We start from the raw sequence: 17,239 nt of genomic DNA on the forward strand, positions 1-17,239 counted from the left end.
AGGTGTCCTGACGGCGCGCGGCGGAAACGGCCGGTGTCATGATCCGCCCTGATCCGCCCTCGTCCGTCCCTTGGACCGCCGGGCCGGCGCCGGTGCGATGTGGATACGCCCCCCGGCAAGGCTGATCAAGGCTCCCGCAAGGGTCTGCTTCAGGACCGGCCGGCCATTTGCGGCTGCGCGGGGGCTTGCAGCTATGGCCTGATCGAGCGCGGCCAGGAGAGTCTCGACCTTGCCGAGTTCCGCCGGCCCCTCATGACCGAGGGCATTGACGGCCCGCAGCAGGAGCCGCAGCCGGACCTCCTCCGGCAGATTGGCGAATGCCGAGGCCTCGAAGCTGCGACCGCCCGCCTGCGGCGCATCGCCGCGCGCCCGAAGCTGAAGGAAGCGTTCCGCACCATCGACCAGCACGTCGACCGCCGCATTGGCGCGCGCCAGCCTGCCTGCGAGCCGCGCCAGGCTCCTGCTGTCGCCCCCCTCGGCCGCGAGCTGCTGCAGCAGCGCGCGCAGCCGCGGCCGGGTGAAGGCGGTGTCGCGATTGGTGGGATCATCGGCAAAGCCGATCTTCGCCCGCCTCAAGGTCGCGATCAGCTGCGACTTCGGGACATCGAGCAGCGGGCGCACCAGCACCACGCCGTCGCGCTCCGTGAGGCGCGCCATCGCCGACAGCCCGGCGAGCCCGCTGCCGCGGACAAGGCGCATCAACAGGGTCTCGGCCTGGTCGTCGCGGGTGTGGGCGGTCAGCACATGGCTCGCGCCGGCGTTGCGCGCGGCCTGCGCAAGCAGGCGGTAGCGGGCTTCGCGTGCAGCGGCAGGCAGTCCCGTGTTCGGCTTCGCGCCACGCCAGCGCAGGGTCCGGTGTGCCAGCCCGAGTTCGGCCGCCAGCCGCTTGACCTCGCGCGCCTCGCGCGCCGCCTCCGGGCGCAGGCCGTGATCGACGGTGACGACGGTCAATTGCGGACCGCGTGCCAGGCCGCGCTTCCAGCGCGCGGCGAGCCACATCAGCGCGACCGAGTCAGGTCCGCCGGAGACCGCGAGCACCAGCGCCGGCGCACTTCTGAGCTCGGCGAAGAGTTGCTTCGCCGCGCGCGCCGAGATCGGTGAGTTGTCGTCGTCTGACATGACGCTGCCCAGGCCATCACCAGACTATTTAGCGCAGCGCCATCCGCATTGTCAGGGCGCAAATGCCGCGCGTCAGCACTTCACCCGCTTCTGCTCGCGATCGACGGCGGATTTGACGCCGGCGGAGGCGCGCGGATATTTGCGGCCGACCTCACCGAAGGCGGCGCAGGCGGCCTCTTTCTCCTTCAGCGCGGCCAGCGACTGGCCGAGCCGCAGCAGGGCATCCGGCGCCTTGGCGGACTTGTCGTATTTGGTGGTGACGGCGAGGAAGGCTTCCGCGGAGTCGCGATATTGCTGGCGCTGGAAATAGCTTTCGCCGAGCCAGTATTGCGCGTCGCCGAGCAGCGGATCGCTCGGATGTTTCTGCGCAAAATTCTTCATGGTCTGCTCGGCGAGCGCATAGTCCTTGCGCTGCATGTAGCCGATGCCGAGGTCGAACTCGTCGCGCGGCGTAGCCGAGGGCGGCAGGGTCGTCAGACCGGTGCCACCCGATGGCGCCGGATAGCCCGATTGTGCCGGCGGGTAGCCGGGCTGGGCTGCCGGCGGCACGCCTTGCTGGTAGCGCGGGCTGGTGTTGGCGAGATCGAGCGGCTCGCCGGCAGCGCGCCCGCCGCCAGGGGCGCCTGCCGCCATCGGCTGCTGCCCGCCACCAAGCGCGCGCGGCGCGCCGGGCGCATTCGGGTTCTGGTTCGGATCGAAGGAATCACCGCGGCGGCGCACGCCGGGCGCACCGGGCGCTGGCTGCTCCTGAACGATCGGCGCGGGAGCCGCGATCTGCGGCTGCTCGTAATTCGGCTGAGCCTGTTGCTGCTGGCGATAGGCCGGCGCGGACTGCGCAGGCGGTACGGCTGCGACCGAGGGCTGGACCGGCGCCTGTCCGGGCGCGGCCTGCGCGCCACCCTCGAGCGCCCGCAGCCGCTCCTCGAGCTGGCGGTTGCGGTATTGCAGCTCCTCGTTCTGGCCGGTGAGCTGGCGCAGCTGGTTCTCCAGCCGCTCGATCCGCATCTCGGGATCATCGTCCGACTGCGCCAGTGCGGGCGAGCACAAAGAGAACAGCGCGGCGATCGCCACGGTGCCGGTAAAGACCTTGGATCTGGATGACATCTTGCCCTGACGACGAAAACGAAATCTGCGACGGAACCTGCGACGCGCCACACATTGAAAGGCAGTACGCCAAAAATGTGACTGGCACCACGGGGTTTCGGTCACAGATGGCTGAAACAAAACCGGCGCCCGAGAGGGCGCCGGCATAATCGGTTCCTGAAGATGAACGGCGCCTGACTGATCGTCAGGAGCTCGCGTTCAGCACGGTGACGGCGCGACGGTTCTGCGACCAGCAGGAAATATCGTTACAGACAGCGACCGGCCGCTCCTTGCCGTAGGAGATCGTGCGCATGCGGTTCGGATCGATGCCGCGCGAGGCGAGGAACGAACGCACCGACTGGGCGCGGCGGGCGCCGAGTGCGATGTTGTATTCGCGGGTACCGCGCTCGTCGGCATGCCCCTCGATGGTGAAGCTGTACTGCCGATAGTTCTGGAGCCACTGCGCCTGCTTCTCCAGGGTCACGATCGCCTGCGGCGTCAGATCGGTCTGGTCGCTCTCGAAGAACACGCGGTCGCCCACGTTAACGACGAAATCCTGCTGGCTGCCAGGCGTCGCAGCATTGGCCATCGCATCCGTCGCTGCGTTCTTGTTCGCGCATGCGCCCATCGACAGCGCGATCGCAACCACCGCAGCCAGCTTCAATCCCTGGAGGATACGCATAGGGTATTTCATTCCGGAGCCTCCACGCTCACGTTCGTCCACTGCTGTCCGGTCTACAGGGGGTTGGTTAAGCGAACGTTCCGTCAACCTTGATGGAACCTTGCTTCAGCCGGTCAAATGCCCCCAAACCGCGAAAAGCAACCGTCATGGTTAATGGGTTCTAAATGTGGCGCGAGGGTGAAGCAACCTGCAGCAACCGGCAAAAGTGCAGGTTTTTGCTGGAATTTTGGGCTCGGACGATGATGGGGATGAACGGAGCTCCGGCCGAAAGGCGCGCGGCGGCTCAAGGCGGTGACGGCAGGCAATCAGACGTGAACGGCTTCCGGGACCAGTGACGACCGCTGCGGGATCTCGCGCTGCCCGCCGCGCCCGAACAGCATCCGCCGCTCGAAGGCGGTGGAGCGCATGATCGGATAACGCTCGAACACCTTCTTCCGGAAGGTCGGGAAATCCGCCGCCATCAGTCCGAACGGCTTGGTGAGGCCAGGAACCAGGCGGGGCTCGGCGATCGTCTCGTGCAGGAACACCCGCCGGTAGAAGGCCTGATGCTCGGGACGCACGATGGCGAGGCCGAGATCGGCATTGAAGTGCTCGCACGCCATGTAGGCGAGCCGGGTCGTCAGATAGGGCAATTCCGGAACCCGCTTCACCTGGTCGGGATCGGCGACAAAACGGGTCGGGTCGATCATGACCTCGCCGCGATCGAGCCGCGGCAGCAGGATGTCGGGGAAGACGTCGGCCGAGGTGGACTCGCGCCATTCCGAGGTCAGCACGCTGATGCGCACAGAGCTGCAGAGCTGGCCACGGAGATAGACGCCGAAGGTCCACGCGTTCGGCAGCTCGTCGTAGCGGTCGGTGACGCGGGCTTCCGCGGATTCCCTGACGGCACCCTCGCGCAGATAGGCGCGGTAGCGGAGGTTGTAGATTTGCTCCTTTTCCGCGTCCGTCGCCGCGAGATGATAGTCGACGTCGGTCAGAAGCTCCGCTCCCCGTCCAACAGCCGAAATGACAGATCTGGCTGAGGACTGCATTCGAACTCCTTACCCACCACCAACAACACCACCACGCGAACCTGGGCCATTTGCCGCTGAACAACTTGCGCGCGCGTGACGATTTATTAACACCTCCTTAACGACGATGCAAAGCAATCGACGCGATAGGGTTAACCTCCGTAGCACTACGGTCGGTTCAGCAACTGCCTGAAACGACGTGCAATTTCTGGATGTGGACTCAGGCGAAGGAGCGTGAGCTGACAACCTGGAGCAGGCCCTCGCCGCGCCGTCCATGCGAGGCGTTGAGGAGCTGGCGCATCCGCACGGCGGGCACCGGACGGCTGAACAGATAGCCTTGCGCCTCGGAGACGGTGCCGTCTGCGCTGATCAGCTCGAGCTGCTCATTGGTCTCGATGCCCTCGACCACCACGGCCATGCCGAGGTCGGCCGACAGCCGCGCCACGCCACGCAGCAGCGTCAGCGGCCGGTCGGTGTCGATGCCCTCGAGGAAGGAGCGGTCGATCTTCACCTTCTGCATCGGGAAATTGTGCAGATAGCTGAGGCTGGAATAGCCGGTGCCGAAATCGTCGAGCGAGATGCGCACGCCGAGCGCATGCAGTTGCGACAGCGTGTCGTGGGTGAGCTGGGTGTTACGAAGCAGCGAGGACTCCGTGATCTCGATCTCCAGCCGATGGGCCGGCAGCCCCGAGACCTCGAGCGCGTAGCGGATTTCGCTGAGCACGTCGCGCTGGTGGAATTGCTGCGGCGAGAAGTTGACGGCGACGCTGACGCCGTCGGGCCACTTCATGCATTCCATGCAGGCGCGGCGCAGGATCCAGCGGCCGAGATCGACGATCAGCCCCATGTCTTCGGCGACCGGGATGATGTCGACCGGCGAGACCGTGCCGCGCACCGGATGATTCCAGCGCAGCAGCGCCTCGCAGGTGGTGATCTTGCCGGACTTCAGATTGACCAGCGGCTGGTAGAACAGCTCGAACTCCTCGTTGGCCAGCGCCTTGCGCAGGTCGAGCTCGAGGATGCGGCGGGCCTCGACGGTGGCCGCCATCTCGTCGCGGAAGAAGCAGAAGGTGCCGCGGCCGTCGGCCTTGGCGCGGTAGAGCGCCATGTCGGCGTTCTTGAGCAGCGTGTCGGCCCTGACGTCGCCGTCCGGCGAGGTCAGCGCGATGCCGACGCTGGCGCCGATCTCGACCAGATGATTGTCGATTCGGTAGCGCTCGCTCAGGCGTTCGACGATGCGGCGGGCGAGGCTCGCGGCATCCTCGGCCGAGCTGATGTTCTGCTGGAACACGACGAACTCGTCGCCGCCGAAGCGGGCGACGAAATCCTCAGGACGCAGCATCTCGCGCAGGCGGTTGGCGACCGCGCACAGGAGCTGGTCGCCGCAGGGATGGCCGAGCGTGTCGTTGACCTGCTTGAACTGGTCGAGGTCGACGAACAGCAGCGCCGAGAGGCGCTCGGCGTCGTGCGAGATCGCCAGCAACCGTTCGATCTCGTCGCGGAAGGAGACCCGGTTGGGCAGCGCCGTGAGCTCGTCATAGCGGGCGAGATGGGTGATCCGGGCTTCCGCGTTGGTACGTTCGGTGATGTCTTCCAGCAGCAGCACCGTGCCGCCGCCGGTCATCGGCTGGAACGTCCAGGCGAGCGCGCGGCCGCGCGAGGAATCCGGATCGGCGGTGACGATCTCGCAGATCCGCGCATGCTCGATCTCGGCCAGGATCTGCTTGCCGCTCTCCGCCGAGATGGAGCCGGCGGCGATACAGGCCGATACGATGTCGGCAGCGGTGGCGCCACGCTTGACCAGATCTTCGGGCAACGCCATCAGCTCGCCGAAGCGATGGTTCATCACCGCAAGGCGGCCGTCGGCGCGAAACATGCACAGGCCATGCGGCATGTTGTTGAGCGCGGTGTCGAACTGGCTTGCCAGCGCGGACTCACGAAAGCTCGAGGTCAGCGCCTTGACGAAGATCGCATGCAGGCTGAGATTGATGTTCTTCAGCCCGACGAAGAAGAACACGAGCAGGACGGCGAGCCCGATGTGGTAGAAGCCGCCATGCAGCAGCAGCGCGAGCGACATCGGTGCGCAGGCGAGCGCGACGTGCCACTGGATCACCCGGGGCTGGCCGTAATTGCGGGCGGCGCCGCCCGCGGTGTAGCCGATGCCGATGGCGACACAGAGCATGTCGGCAATCGGATCGTCATTGTTGTAGATGACGACGAAGGACCACAGGCCGAGCACCGCCGCATAGCTGAGCGCGCCGAGCCAGTAGCGCGGCTCCAGGTGCTTGGCTTCCTCGAACGAGAGTGGGTGCGTGCGGTTTTCGTATCCGCGCATCTGGAACGCGCGCGCGGTGCCGATCGCGATCAGCAGAAATGCGAGCGGCCACAGCCAGACATCGCCTGTCTTCAGCGCAGTCATGACCGCGGCCACGGCCGCGGAGGCCGAGCCCAGGAAAATCGCCCAGAAATTCTGCACCATAGAGTTGATGAGAGCGGCGTAGAGTATTGGCTCCAGCTCGTCTCGATCGCTCTGCTTCTGGTCGGCCAGCTGCATCGGCTTGTTACGCGTCCTGTTTGGCGCGTACTTTTACCCAGACCTGATGAAGCCTTTCTGAGGGAACATCGTTAAAGTCGAGTTGTTTTTCGGCAATAGCGAACAAGTTTCCGCTGAAATATCAAGCAACTAGGCAAGCGTTGCCGGGCACAAGGTGAAGGAAAGCTTGCGTCCTGCACCAAACCCCGAAAAAATCGGCATGTTTTTTCGAAAACATCGCGCGTCTGAACGCGCAATGTCTTAGCCCCGATGTTTCACGCGAACCTGTATCCACTTCGCTCGCAGGCGCTCTAGCCGGGTGTCGAGGACAGCAGCGGCGACCATGCCGGGTCGGAGGCGAAGCCCGGCGTCGGCACCTTGAGCTCGTTGCGGCCGGAGATGTCGACGGAGAACAGCGACGGCCCGCCGCTGCCGCCAGGATCGCGGAAGAACATCAGCACGCGGCCGTTCGGCGAGAAGGTCGGGCCTTCGTTGTGATAGCCTGAGGTGAGCAGACGCTCGCCGGAGCCGTCCGGCTTCATGACGCCGATCGAGAACTGCCCGCCGCCTTGCCTGGTGAAGGCGATGTAATCGCCGCGCGGCGACCACACCGGCGTCGAATAGGTGGCGTTGGTGTCGTCCTTGGAGAAGGAGATGCGCTGCGCCTGTCCGCCGCCCGCGGCCATCACATAGATCTGCGACCTGCCGCCGCGATCGGATTCGAAGCAGATGCGGGTGCCGTCCGGTGAGTAAGACGGAGAGGTGTCGATCGCCGGCGTATCGGTGAGCCGCGTGGTCGAGCGCGAGCGCAGATCCATCACGAACAGGTTCGAATTGCCACCCTGCTGCAGGCTCATGATGACGCGCTGGCCGTCCGGCGAGAAGCGCGGCGCGAAGGTCATGCCGGGGAAATTGCCGACGATCTCGCGCTGGCCGGTCTCGATGTTGAAGAGATAGACCTTCGGATCGCCCTGGCCGAACTCCATGTAGGTGATCTCTTGCGAGTTCGGCGAGAAGCGCGGCGTCAGCACGAGGTCGGAGCCGCGGGTCAGATAGCGCACATTGGCACCGTCCTGGTCCATCATCGCGAGCCGCTTGACGCGACGCTCCTTTGGACCGGTCTCGTCCACGAACACCACGCGGCTGTCGAAATAGCCCTTTTCGCCGGTCATCTGCTCATAGATCTGGTCGGAGATGATGTGGGCGATGCGGCGCCAATATTCCGGCGAGGTGAAATATTGCTGGCCCGCAAGCTGCTGGCCCGTGATGACGTCCCACAGGCGGAATTCCGCCTTGAGCCTTCCGTCCTGCCCCCGCGTCATGCGGCCGGTGACAAGGGCCTGGGCGTTGATGGTCTTCCAGTTCTGGAATTGCGGCGCGACGTCGATGTTGCTGATGCGCTCGATGAAAGCGGCCTGGTCGATCGGTGCGAACAGGCCCGACCGCTTCAGATTGTTGGTGATGACCTGGGTGACGCCGTTGCTGACGTCGCCGTCGGCGGGCGAGCCCGGCACGAAGTTGGAGATCGCGATCGGGATCGGCCGAAACTCCGTTGGATTGAGTTCGAGCCGCTTTTGGCCCTGGGCCAGGGCATGTCCGCCCCCGAGCGTCGCGAGCGCCGATCCTGTCAGCGTCATGAAGCGGCGGCGGTTCATCGATAGGACGTCATTCATCGCAAAATTCTTTTGTTCGGATGTCACAACATATCTTTCAGGCCGAAGCGCATTGGAATGGTCTTCCAAGTGTCATACTGCTGCTTCGGCAGGAACGAATAGACCTGACACTGCACGATGGCGCGCTTGGCGCTCTCCGCCACCGCCTGAGCAATCGACCGAGACGGGCCGCGAACCGCGACGATAATCGGCTCGGACGCAAGTGAGCCATCGATTTTCATCGGGATATCGATGTCAGCCTCGTATTGCTCGGCGTCTTGCCCGTTATAGGTGGGCGTGAAGCAGCGCCGGACCGCATTCGTGAACGCGCCTCCCCACGTCGCAACGTTGTTGGCAGCAGTCCCGGTTGTCGATCCCAGCGCAGCCGACGCATTCAGCGCCGCGCCGGAGAGCTCGTGCCGGGTCGCCGCGCGCTTGTCGAGGTCGCGCTGGATCTGCGCGGGATCGAAGCTGCGCTCCTTGGGCTTCGGTTGCTGTTGCGGCTGCACCGCCGCGACCTTCTGCTCGACGGGCTTCGGCGGAGACTTCTTGGTCTCCAGCTTCTTCTGGAGCTCGGCGATCGGATCTTCCTTCGCCGGATCAGGTTTCTTTTCCTGCGGCTTCGGTTCTTCCTTCGGCTTCGCCTCGGCGACAGGCTTCGGCGGCTCGGGCTTCTTCTCGACCGGCTTTTCGACGGGTTTCGGCGGCGGCTCGGGCGTCGAGTTGGTCTTGATCAGCTCTTTCTTCTCGGTGACCTTGCCGACGGCGTCTTCCTCGGGCTTGGCTTCCGCGATCTTCTCGACCTTGGGCTTCGGCTCTTCCTTTTTGCCGGTCTTCTGCCCCGACATCATCTGCGCAAGCTGATCGGTGGAGATGATGTCGATCGGAAGCGACTCTTCCGCGACAAAGGCCTTGCTGCTAAAGGTGACCAGTCCCCATCCAAGCACGAGGACGTGGAGGGCAATCGACGCAACGAGTGTCTTGTCGACGTTCACCTTCACCGGTTTACCCCTGATCCGCCTCGGTCACGAGCGCCAGCTTCTTGAAGCCCGCGCCGGACAACAGGCCCATGACCTTGGCCACCGTTCCGTAATCCGCCTTCTTGTCGGCGCGCAGATAGATGCGCTCCTCGAGCCCGCCGCGCGCGTCCGTGATCGCCTTCAGCTTCGGGATCAACTCGTTGATCGCGATCTCGGCGTCGTTGATGAACACCTTGCCCTTGATGTCGACCGACATCTGGATCGGCTTCTGGTCGTTGTTTTCGAGGCTCTTGGCCTGGGTCTGAGGCAGGTCGAGCGGCACGCCGACCGTCAACATCGGAGCCGACACCATGAAGATGATGAGCAGCACCAGCATCACGTCCACCATCGGCGTGACGTTGATCTCGGCCACGACGGGCTTGCGCCGGCCACGGCGCCCGCCGCCTCCGGACGAACTAGCTACGTTCATCGCCATGATCGAGTGCCCAAATTGCCCCTCACACTATACATGCCGTCCGTCAGCCCCGCTCGTCGATCTGACGCGACAGAATGGCGGAAAATTCATCGGCGAAACCTTCGAGCCGCTGGGCCTGCCGGTTCACCTCGGAAGTGAACTTATTGTAGAAAATAGTGGCAGGAATGGCGGCGATAAGGCCGACGGCGGTCGCAAACAGCGCTTCCGCGATGCCCGGCGCGACCACCGCCAGGGAGGTATTTTTGGATGCCGCGATCGACTGGAAGCTCGACATGATGCCCCAGACCGTGCCGAACAGGCCGACAAAGGGGCCGGCGGAGCCGACGGTAGCGAGCACCAGCAGCCGGCGTTCCAGCCGCTCGACCTCGCGGGCGATCGAGACGTTCATCACCTTGTCGATGCGCATCTGAAGGCCCGCGACCGAGCGAGCGTGGCTCTCGAACGAGCGCTTCCACTCGCGCATGGCGGCGACGAAGCAGGCTGCCATGGAATGCGTCGGCTTGGCCGAGAGCGTGCGATAGAGCTCCTCGATCGACTCGCCGGACCAGAAGGCCTGCTCGAACCGGTCCATCGAGCGGCGGGTGCGCGCGTAAAGAAAGATCTTGTCGATCGCGATGGCCCAGACCCAGACCGAGCAGGCGAGAAGCCCCAGCATCACCGCTTTCACGATCCAGTGAGCCTGCAAGAACAGCGCAATCAGCGACACGTCCGCGGAAGCGGCAACCGGAAGGGCTGACTGAGCCACGTCGGCCGGATTCATAAGCAGTATCCTCTCAAGGCGATCATTTACCTGACCTCTCCGGCCAGCAAATGGCTGCCGGTTCCCCAACAGCCGCGCTAGCACCGGCGCGGCCGGCAAGCCCGCTCAAAGCCTTGTCTTTCTGGGGTGCAGGGGCTCGTCCAAAGCCGGCCGTCTGCATTCCCTGCCAAGATGTCAAAACTATGGGCCTTGAGCACGGCTCCGGGCACGACTGTCCGCAATTACCAGAGCCCGCCGATGGTTAACGTGCGGTTACCACGGCCGAATTTGGCTGCCGGAAAGGTAGGCAGCGCAGGCGGTTGGCCGCTTTGCCGCGGGACATGGCGGCGACGGATCGGAGCCGGGTCCACTGGCGAGGTCGGTTCCCTCCCCCCCTTGCGGGGGAGGCTAGGGAGAGGGGTACCACACGGGGGCTCCCACCGAAATCGAACACACGCAACGAGCACCTTTTCCTGGGCGACCCCTCTCCCCCGCCCTCCCCAGCAAGGGGGGAGCGCAGTGGGACTCGTGGCGCTACGACACCGGGCGCAACGGACGCCCCTTCTGGAACCCCCGCCCCTGCCCAGCCCGAAATCGCAGGGAGCGTCGCGTGCGCCACAGCTACACCACGTCCACATGCTCCATCTCGCATCTCACGGCGGGCACGAGCCGATAGGCTGCGCTCGCTGACAATAACGTGCCGGCATCACCGGCCAGCCCGAGGAGCGTCCCATGCCGAAACCACAAGCAAATCAGCGGTGGATCGTCGCCGCGATCATATCGGTCAGCCTCGTCACATCCGGCGCCGCGCGCGCGGCGTCGGTCGCGCCGGTCGCCGCGCAAAACGGCATGGTGGTGTCCGCGCAGCATCTGGCGACCCAAGTGGGTGTCGACGTGCTGAAGCGCGGCGGCAATGCCGTCGATGCCGCTGTGGCCGTCGGCTATGCCTTGGCCGTCGTCTATCCGGCCGCCGGCAATCTCGGTGGTGGCGGCTTCATGACGATCCAGCTCGCCGACGGCCGCAAGACCTTCCTCGATTTCCGCGAGACCGCGCCCAAGGCGGCGACGGCCAATATGTATCTCGACAAGGACGGCAACGTCATCAAGGGCATCTCGACCAAGGGGCATCTGGCTGTGGGTGTGCCAGGCTCCGTCTCGGGCATGGAATATGCGCGCGAAAAATACGGCACCATGAAGCGCGCCGACCTGCTCGCTCCCGCGATCCAGTTCGCCGAACAGGGATTTGTGCTCGACCAGGGCGACATCGACCTGCTGCGCACGGCAACCGACGATTTCAAGGACGATCCGGCATCGAGCGCCATCTTCCTCAACAACGGCCAGCCGTTCGGCGTGGGCGATCGACTGCTGCAATCCGAACTGGCGAAAACCCTGCGCGAGATCAGCAGCAAAGGCACCGACGGCTTCTATAAGGGGTGGGTCGGCAGCGCCATCGTGGCATCGAGCCAGGCCGGCAAGGGCCTGCTGACGCAGGACGACCTCGACGGCTACAAGACGCGCGAGCTCGCACCTGTCGAATGCGACTATCGCGGCTATCACGTGATTTCCGCGCCGCCACCGAGCTCGGGCGGCGTCGTCATCTGCGAGATCCTGAATATCCTGGAGGGCTACCCTCTGAAGGAGCTGGGCTACCATTCCGCGCAGGCCGTGCACGTGCAGATCGAGGCCATGCGGCATGCTTACGTGGACCGCAACAGCTATCTCGGCGATCCGGATTTCGTGAAGAATCCGCTCGACCGCCTGCTCGACAAGAATTACGCGACCAAGATCCGCGCCGTGATCGATCCGAACAAGGCCGCAATCTCCAAGGACATCAAGCCGGGCGTCGCGCCGCACGAGGGCAGCAACACCACGCACTATTCAATCGCGGACAAGGACGGCAACGCGGTATCGGTGACGTACACGCTGAACGATTGGTTCGGCGCCAAGGTGACGGCGGCCAAGACCGGCGTGCTGCTGAACGACGAAATGGACGACTTCACGGCCAAGGTCGGGGTGCCGAACCTGTATGGCCTGGTGCAGGGCGAGGCGAATTCCATCGCTCCGGGCAAGCGACCGCTGTCCTCGATGAGCCCGACCATCGTCACCAAGGACGGCAAGACCGTCATGGTGGTGGGCACGCCCGGCGGCAGCCGCATCATCACGGCGGTCCTGCAGACCATGATCAATGCGATCGACTACGGCATGAACGCGCAGGAAGCCGTCGACATGCCGCGCATCCACCAGCAATGGCTGCCTGATATGACCAATGTCGAGGACTATGCGCTGTCACCGGACACGCGCAAGATCCTGGAAGGCATGGGCCACAAATTCGGGCCGCCGCAGCCGGCCAACCATCTCGCGGTCATCATCGTCGGCGCGCCGTCACTGAATGGCGAGCAAGTCGGCAACAACCGTTACTACGGTGCGAACGATCCACGCCGAAACTCGGGATTGGCCGCCGGGTATTGATCTACGCCACCCTTACGACTGTCATCCCCCGCGACCCGGCTACGCCAAGGCTTCGCCGGGGCTGCGGTCCAGGGGCGCCGAAGCTTTAGCGTAGGCGTCAAGCGGGGTATCCAGTACGCTGCGGCTCCTCCGCATCTCAATGCTGTCTCTGGAATACTGGATTGCCCGCCTTCGCGGGCAATGACGGCGGTAGAAATGGTCGAGGACCGCCCCTCACCATTTCTCCTTCGAGGTCCGCACATCGAGCTCGAACGACCAGGCGCGCTCGGGCTGGCGATAGAGGAAGGCGAAGGCATCGACGATGCCATCGATGTCGATCAGGCTGTCCTCGCGGCCGGCCGCATCCGGGAATCGTGAAAAGATCTTGTCGCCGGCGATCGCGCCATCGACCACGACATGGCCGACATGGATGCCGTCGCTCGCGTATTCCTTGGCCATCGCCTGCGCCAGCGTGCGCAGGCCGGCCTTGGACGAGTTGAAGGCGCCGTAGCCGGAGCGTCCGCGCAGCGAGGCACTGGCGCCGGTGAACAGCAGCGTGCCGGTCTTCTTCGGCACCATCCGCCGCACCGCCTCGCGGCCGAACAGGAAGCCGCCGAAGCAGACCACGCGCCAGGCATTCTCGAAATAGTCGGCCTCCATCTCGATGATCTTGCCGGGCGTGTTGTTGCCGGCGTTGTAGATGGCGAGGTCGAGGTTGTCGCCGGCGGCATCGAACAGCGCGACGATGTCCCCCTCCCTGGTCGCATCAGCAACGAAGGGTACGGCTGCGCCGCCCGCCTTCGTGATGTCGTCGACAACGGCCTGCAAGGCAGACAGCGTCCGGCCCGCGACGATCACCTTGAGCCCATCGGCCGCAAGGCGCTTGCAAAGCCGGGCTCCGAGCCCGCGGTCCGGACCAACGCCGATCACGATTGCCGTCTTCATTGCAACTCTCCGAAGGTTGATGGGGTCAAGCCGCCGAGGCAGGTTCGGGGCAATTGGTCAATCGCGCGGGATTGCCGATCGCGGTGCAGCCAGCGGGCACGTCACCGGTCACAACAGCGCCGGCACCGATCTTTGCGAAATCACCGATATTGATGTCACCGAGAATGGTCGCGCCGCCACCGATGTAGACGCCGCGGCCGATGCGCGGCGAACGCGTCGGCAATTCACCGCGACGGCCGATGCTGACGCTCTGGAGGATGGTGACCTCGTCGCCGATCACCACATTCGCACCAATCACGATGCCGGTGGCGTGGTCGAGATAGACGGACAATCCAATGGATGCGGCCGGATGAATGCTGATCTGCAGCAGGTTGGACGCCTCGTTCTGAAACAGCAGCGCCGCGTCGCGATGGTCATGACGCCAGAGCCAGTTCGAGACGCGCCAGGCTTGCAGCGCAACGTAGCCCTTGTAATGCAGCAGCGGCGGCAGCAGGTCGGTGATGGCGGGATCGCGCAATGCGATGGCCTGCAGATCTCGGTTGGCGGTTTCGATCAGGTCTGGCTCGCCTTGAAAGGCGTCGCGGGAATAGGACGTGAAGCGCGTGCGCCCGGTGGTGCCACTGCCGAGCCGCTGCCCGATCAAATCGGCTAAGGCGGCGGCAAAATCATCATGAGCGAGAATGGTACGCGCAAGGGCCGTACCGAACACGGGGTCGGCATCAGCCGCGCGCTGCGCCTCGCTGCGGACCTGTTGCCAGAGGCCGTCGCTCGCCGTGATCGCAGCTTCCGCCATTGTCGCCTCCGGTCCGCCCACTCTTGTGAAGGCGAATATAGGCGGTCCGGGTCGGGGCGCCAGTCACGCCGTCGGGACGCGCTTGCTTTCGCCCTCAAGATCGGTCCGGGCCCGCTTGCGCAGGCTGAGCGTGTAGAGCCAGCCGCCCGCCGCGATCAGGATCGGCAGGACGAAGAGCGCGAAATCGCGGAGCAGGATCATGGGGCGATACTCCCCTTCGCAAACGAGACCGCGCGGCTGAGTGCGAACGAGGCGAACCAATAGAGATAAAGGCTGAGAAAGAACCGCCAGGATTCGCCGAGCTGCCACTGCGGATAGAGCTGGACTTCCGTCGGCCATCCATTGAGGAACGCGATCGCCACCGGCACGATGTTTCCGAACCGGTCGAACAGCGCCGAGGCGCGCTCAAGGAGCGCGATGCGCTGGCTGATCTCTTTGCGTTCGGCGTTGGTCATGGTCGGGCCCGTTGGCGCCGCGGGAGATGCGCCGTCGGGGCTTGGTCGGGCGTGGTGCGGATCGGGTTCTACCGGTCCTGCACATGTACGTGATCAACGCCGCAGAACGCACGCCCACCGGCGCAGAGGCGAAAATGGCAATCGGGATCAGACGCGCAGCTGCCATAGACCAAGCCAATGTAGCCCAGCACCGCCAGGGCGGTCACGGCAAGCAGCAGGCGGGTGTAGAGGTCCATGATGCGCGTCGTCCAGCAGCGCGGCGGATTGAGGTGGCACGCGCAAGTCTTGGTGTCGGATCGTCGGCGGTTGGTTCGGGTCCCCAAAAACCAAACCGCCCGCCTGCGGGTTGCGCAGGCGGGCGGCTCGGGGCCATCAGGACTTTGGGGGCATGCGCCTGAAGGCTTTGAGAGGCAGACCTCGGATCAGCCGTTTTAGATCAGCCCTGCGGCTGGTCGGTCGGCGGCGGGGTCGGACGCGTCTTGTGCTGCGCCATGAACTGGTCGAACTCTTCCTTGTCCTTGGCGTGACGCAGACGGTCGAGGAAGTTCCTGAACTCGACCTGCTCTTCCTCAAGCCGCTGCAACGTCTCGGTGCGGTATTCGTCGAAGGCACGGTTGCCGCTCGAGGGCGGGCCGAAGCCGAAGCCGAAACCACGGCGCTCCATGCGGCCGCGCATGCGGTCCATCTTGTACTGCATCCGCTCCATCTTGTTCTGCCAGCGATCCTGATGGCTCCAGCAACCCATTTTTCTGCTCCCGAGTGTGAAAAAGAGAAGGGCAAGTCCGATCGGCCACCAGATGATGAAGCCGAGGATGGTCACGGCGATCCAGCCGGGATGCCAGGGCGTATCGAGCATGTGGGGGCGCTCATAGCGTTCGTCAGAGGAACCGCGCCATCGATTGACATCAGCGGTGTAGGCCATTTCCATCTCCATCACGGCACCAGCGCCGTTGTGAATGTAAATAACATTTACATAGCTAGACCATCCCGCGATTTTGTCAAGCCGGCCGCCTGACAGGGTCGCCGAATTATTTGCGCAATTTTATTTCGGCTTGCCCCAGGGGCCGCCGGGCGGCAGGCCAGAACCGGAGGATGCCTCCGGTGGCACCGGCGGCGGCTCGGTGCTTCTCGCCGGCGGACGGCGGTCGGTCGGGAAGCCGAGGCCGCGGAGATAGATCAGCACCTCGGCTTCGAGCAGGTCATCCGGCGACATCGGCAGTTTTCGCCGCGCGGCGTCGCCGCGTGAGAACAGCGAGGCCACGCCATGCGCCATCGACCAGATGTGCAGCGCCATCATCATGGCCGGTGGCCGCGGCGTGCCGGGCGGCGCCAACGCCGCAAGCCGTTCGGCGGCGGCGCGAATGATGTTGAAGGCGCGTTCACTGGCAGCCTGCAGGGCCGGATTTGAATCGACCGGCACGCCTGATTCGAACATCGCGTTGTAGAAGGCAGGCTCTTCGCGGGCAAAGGCGAGATAGGCCTTGCCGACGCGCTCGAACGCCGAGACCGTATCCGGGCGCCCGTCGTCCCAGGCCGCGGTCAGGCGCTGCTCGAACTGCTCGAAGCCGCGCTGCGCGATCGAGGACAGCAACTCCTCGCGGTCGCGGAAATGCCGGTAGGGCGCCGCTGCGCTGACGCCAGCCATGCGCGCGGCATCGGCAAAGGTGAAGCCGGCCGCGCCCTTCTCGGCGATCAGCCCGAGGGCAGCCTGCAACAGGGCTTCCTTCAGATTGCCGTGGTGATAGCCGCGCTCGGTGCGGCCCTGGTCCTTACGCCAGCTCATGTGAACAGCTTTTACATGAGCCGGGCGTGAAGTCACTAGCGCAGGCCGGATTTGATTAACCGGCCAACTCGTCATTCCGGGGGCGGCTCGACCCGGGGCTGCTCGACGAGCCGAACCCGGAATCTCGAGATTTCCGGGCTCGCGTGTGCGCGCCCCCGGAATGACACGGCCTAGCCGCCGGGAATCGGCAGCACCGGCATGATCTCGACGCGTTCGCCGGGGAAGATCGCGAAGTGCGGGTGGTTCTCGAACATCTTGGCTGCGGCCTCATGGGACGCGGCGCGAACCACGGTGAAGGCGCCCATCTCGTTGGCGATGTCGGCGACGCCCTTGCCGTCGACCTTCTTGGTCTTGCCGAGAGGGCCGCCCATGGCCTGGATCGCGCCTTGATGCTTCTCGACCCAGCCTTTCCAGGCCGCCATGCCCTCCTGCTCCTTCGCCTTCCGCGCGGTCTCGGACATCGCGTTCCATGCGGCCCATTGCGGGCTGGTCTTGCTGCCGAGGAAAACGGCGAGATAGGTATCGGTGCTCATTGGTTCTCT

General features: G+C 64.8%; 18 protein-coding genes. 1 reads left to right on the top strand and 17 read right to left on the bottom strand.

Annotation, left to right across the window (positions count from 1 at the left end; translation table 11 throughout):
- Positions 1-36 precede the first annotated feature (36 nt).
- From tilS to tolQ, 9 genes are all read right to left on the bottom strand, one after another.
- The gene (tilS, locus tag AB7245_RS38195) at positions 37-1,119 is read right to left on the bottom strand and encodes a tRNA lysidine(34) synthetase TilS (RefSeq protein ID WP_085400844.1); all 1,083 of its coding nucleotides are present in this window, start codon (positions 1,117-1,119) and stop codon (positions 37-39) included.
- Between the two features lie 72 nt (positions 1,120-1,191).
- On the bottom strand, positions 1,192-2,223 hold the full coding sequence (ybgF, locus tag AB7245_RS38200) for a tol-pal system protein YbgF (RefSeq protein ID WP_085400846.1): 1,032 nt from the start codon (positions 2,221-2,223) through the stop codon (positions 1,192-1,194).
- A gap of 184 nt (positions 2,224-2,407) precedes the next feature.
- A complete protein-coding gene (gene pal, locus AB7245_RS38205) occupies positions 2,408-2,896 on the bottom strand; it encodes a peptidoglycan-associated lipoprotein Pal (protein WP_028152222.1) in 489 nt (162 codons plus the stop codon).
- Positions 2,897-3,189: 293 nt separating this feature from the next.
- Positions 3,190-3,915 carry an N-acyl amino acid synthase FeeM domain-containing protein gene (locus tag AB7245_RS38210; protein ID WP_085400848.1) on the bottom strand — a complete coding sequence of 242 codons (726 nt, stop codon included), beginning with the start codon at positions 3,913-3,915 and terminating at the stop codon, positions 3,190-3,192.
- A 199-nt stretch (positions 3,916-4,114) separates the two neighbouring features.
- On the bottom strand, positions 4,115-6,448 hold the full coding sequence (locus AB7245_RS38215; protein WP_085400850.1) for a putative bifunctional diguanylate cyclase/phosphodiesterase: 2,334 nt from the start codon (positions 6,446-6,448) through the stop codon (positions 4,115-4,117).
- A 290-nt stretch (positions 6,449-6,738) separates the two neighbouring features.
- The gene (gene tolB, locus AB7245_RS38220; RefSeq protein ID WP_049807612.1) at positions 6,739-8,082 is read right to left on the bottom strand and encodes a Tol-Pal system beta propeller repeat protein TolB; all 1,344 of its coding nucleotides are present in this window, start codon (positions 8,080-8,082) and stop codon (positions 6,739-6,741) included.
- 41 nt (positions 8,083-8,123) lie between these two features.
- Positions 8,124-9,080, bottom strand: coding sequence for a protein TolA (locus AB7245_RS38225; protein WP_085400852.1), 957 nt, complete (start codon positions 9,078-9,080; stop codon positions 8,124-8,126).
- Positions 9,081-9,084: 4 nt separating this feature from the next.
- Positions 9,085-9,534, bottom strand: a complete 450-nt coding sequence (gene tolR / locus AB7245_RS38230) for a protein TolR (protein ID WP_028152217.1) — start codon at positions 9,532-9,534, stop codon at positions 9,085-9,087.
- Between the two features lie 43 nt (positions 9,535-9,577).
- Positions 9,578-10,294 carry a protein TolQ gene (gene tolQ, locus AB7245_RS38235; protein WP_085400854.1) on the bottom strand — a complete coding sequence of 239 codons (717 nt, stop codon included), beginning with the start codon at positions 10,292-10,294 and terminating at the stop codon, positions 9,578-9,580.
- A 711-nt stretch (positions 10,295-11,005) separates the two neighbouring features.
- Between tolQ and ggt the strand changes: the two genes are divergently transcribed.
- On the top strand, positions 11,006-12,742 hold the full coding sequence (gene ggt, locus AB7245_RS38240; protein ID WP_085401841.1) for a gamma-glutamyltransferase: 1,737 nt from the start codon (positions 11,006-11,008) through the stop codon (positions 12,740-12,742).
- A gap of 213 nt (positions 12,743-12,955) precedes the next feature.
- On the opposite strand, the gene AB7245_RS38245 is transcribed toward ggt, so the two are convergent.
- The 8 genes from AB7245_RS38245 to AB7245_RS38280 all read right to left on the bottom strand — a co-directional run bounded on the left by AB7245_RS38245 (position 12,956) and on the right by AB7245_RS38280 (position 17,230).
- The gene (locus AB7245_RS38245) at positions 12,956-13,666 is read right to left on the bottom strand and encodes an SDR family NAD(P)-dependent oxidoreductase (protein ID WP_354078636.1); all 711 of its coding nucleotides are present in this window, start codon (positions 13,664-13,666) and stop codon (positions 12,956-12,958) included.
- 25 nt (positions 13,667-13,691) lie between these two features.
- A complete protein-coding gene (locus AB7245_RS38250; RefSeq protein ID WP_085401839.1) occupies positions 13,692-14,459 on the bottom strand; it encodes a serine O-acetyltransferase in 768 nt (255 codons plus the stop codon).
- Between the two features lie 63 nt (positions 14,460-14,522).
- The gene (locus AB7245_RS38255) at positions 14,523-14,660 is read right to left on the bottom strand and encodes a hypothetical protein (RefSeq protein ID WP_201266188.1); all 138 of its coding nucleotides are present in this window, start codon (positions 14,658-14,660) and stop codon (positions 14,523-14,525) included.
- Complete coding sequence (locus AB7245_RS38260; protein ID WP_085401838.1) at positions 14,657-14,914, bottom strand: hypothetical protein; 258 nt, start codon at positions 14,912-14,914, stop codon at positions 14,657-14,659. The genes AB7245_RS38255 and AB7245_RS38260 overlap by 4 nt, the downstream gene beginning before the upstream one ends.
- A 68-nt stretch (positions 14,915-14,982) precedes the next feature.
- Entirely contained in the window at positions 14,983-15,150 is a 168-nt protein-coding gene (locus tag AB7245_RS38265; RefSeq protein ID WP_144030761.1) for a hypothetical protein, read from the bottom strand.
- A gap of 200 nt (positions 15,151-15,350) precedes the next feature.
- Entirely contained in the window at positions 15,351-15,836 is a 486-nt protein-coding gene (locus AB7245_RS38270) for a DUF2852 domain-containing protein (protein ID WP_028152211.1), read from the bottom strand.
- Between the two features lie 120 nt (positions 15,837-15,956).
- Positions 15,957-16,697, bottom strand: a complete 741-nt coding sequence (locus AB7245_RS38275; protein WP_085401837.1) for a TetR/AcrR family transcriptional regulator — start codon at positions 16,695-16,697, stop codon at positions 15,957-15,959.
- 170 nt (positions 16,698-16,867) lie between these two features.
- The gene (locus tag AB7245_RS38280) at positions 16,868-17,230 is read right to left on the bottom strand and encodes a YciI family protein (RefSeq protein WP_063981089.1); all 363 of its coding nucleotides are present in this window, start codon (positions 17,228-17,230) and stop codon (positions 16,868-16,870) included.
- Positions 17,231-17,239: the final 9 nt, after the last annotated feature.

This window comes from Bradyrhizobium sp. 604_D8_N2_3, assembly GCF_051810765.1.
GTDB classification, from domain to species: domain Bacteria; phylum Pseudomonadota; class Alphaproteobacteria; order Rhizobiales; family Xanthobacteraceae; genus Bradyrhizobium; species Bradyrhizobium barranii.

Bases quoted from the DNA above. Each gene is read 5' to 3' on its own strand.
- AB7245_RS38245 (WP_354078636.1), bottom strand. From the start codon at position 13,666: ATGAAGACGGCAATCGTGATCGGCGTTGGTCCGGACCGCGGGCTCGGA.
- pal (WP_028152222.1), bottom strand. From the start codon at position 2,896: ATGAAATACCCTATGCGTATCCTCCAGGGATTGAAGCTGGCTGCGGTG.
- AB7245_RS38260 (WP_085401838.1), bottom strand. From the start codon at position 14,914: ATGACCAACGCCGAACGCAAAGAGATCAGCCAGCGCATCGCGCTCCTT.
- AB7245_RS38265 (WP_144030761.1), bottom strand. From the start codon at position 15,150: ATGGACCTCTACACCCGCCTGCTGCTTGCCGTGACCGCCCTGGCGGTG.
- tolB (WP_049807612.1), bottom strand. From the start codon at position 8,082: ATGAACCGCCGCCGCTTCATGACGCTGACAGGATCGGCGCTCGCGACG.
- AB7245_RS38270 (WP_028152211.1), bottom strand. From the start codon at position 15,836: ATGGCCTACACCGCTGATGTCAATCGATGGCGCGGTTCCTCTGACGAA.
- ggt (WP_085401841.1), top strand. From the start codon at position 11,006: ATGCCGAAACCACAAGCAAATCAGCGGTGGATCGTCGCCGCGATCATA.
- ybgF (WP_085400846.1), bottom strand. From the start codon at position 2,223: ATGTCATCCAGATCCAAGGTCTTTACCGGCACCGTGGCGATCGCCGCG.
- AB7245_RS38280 (WP_063981089.1), bottom strand. From the start codon at position 17,230: ATGAGCACCGATACCTATCTCGCCGTTTTCCTCGGCAGCAAGACCAGC.
- AB7245_RS38210 (WP_085400848.1), bottom strand. From the start codon at position 3,915: ATGCAGTCCTCAGCCAGATCTGTCATTTCGGCTGTTGGACGGGGAGCG.
- tolQ (WP_085400854.1), bottom strand. From the start codon at position 10,294: ATGAATCCGGCCGACGTGGCTCAGTCAGCCCTTCCGGTTGCCGCTTCC.
- AB7245_RS38250 (WP_085401839.1), bottom strand. From the start codon at position 14,459: ATGGCGGAAGCTGCGATCACGGCGAGCGACGGCCTCTGGCAACAGGTC.
- AB7245_RS38215 (WP_085400850.1), bottom strand. From the start codon at position 6,448: ATGCAGCTGGCCGACCAGAAGCAGAGCGATCGAGACGAGCTGGAGCCA.
- tilS (WP_085400844.1), bottom strand. From the start codon at position 1,119: ATGTCAGACGACGACAACTCACCGATCTCGGCGCGCGCGGCGAAGCAA.
- AB7245_RS38255 (WP_201266188.1), bottom strand. From the start codon at position 14,660: ATGATCCTGCTCCGCGATTTCGCGCTCTTCGTCCTGCCGATCCTGATC.
- tolR (WP_028152217.1), bottom strand. From the start codon at position 9,534: ATGGCGATGAACGTAGCTAGTTCGTCCGGAGGCGGCGGGCGCCGTGGC.
- AB7245_RS38275 (WP_085401837.1), bottom strand. From the start codon at position 16,697: ATGAGCTGGCGTAAGGACCAGGGCCGCACCGAGCGCGGCTATCACCAC.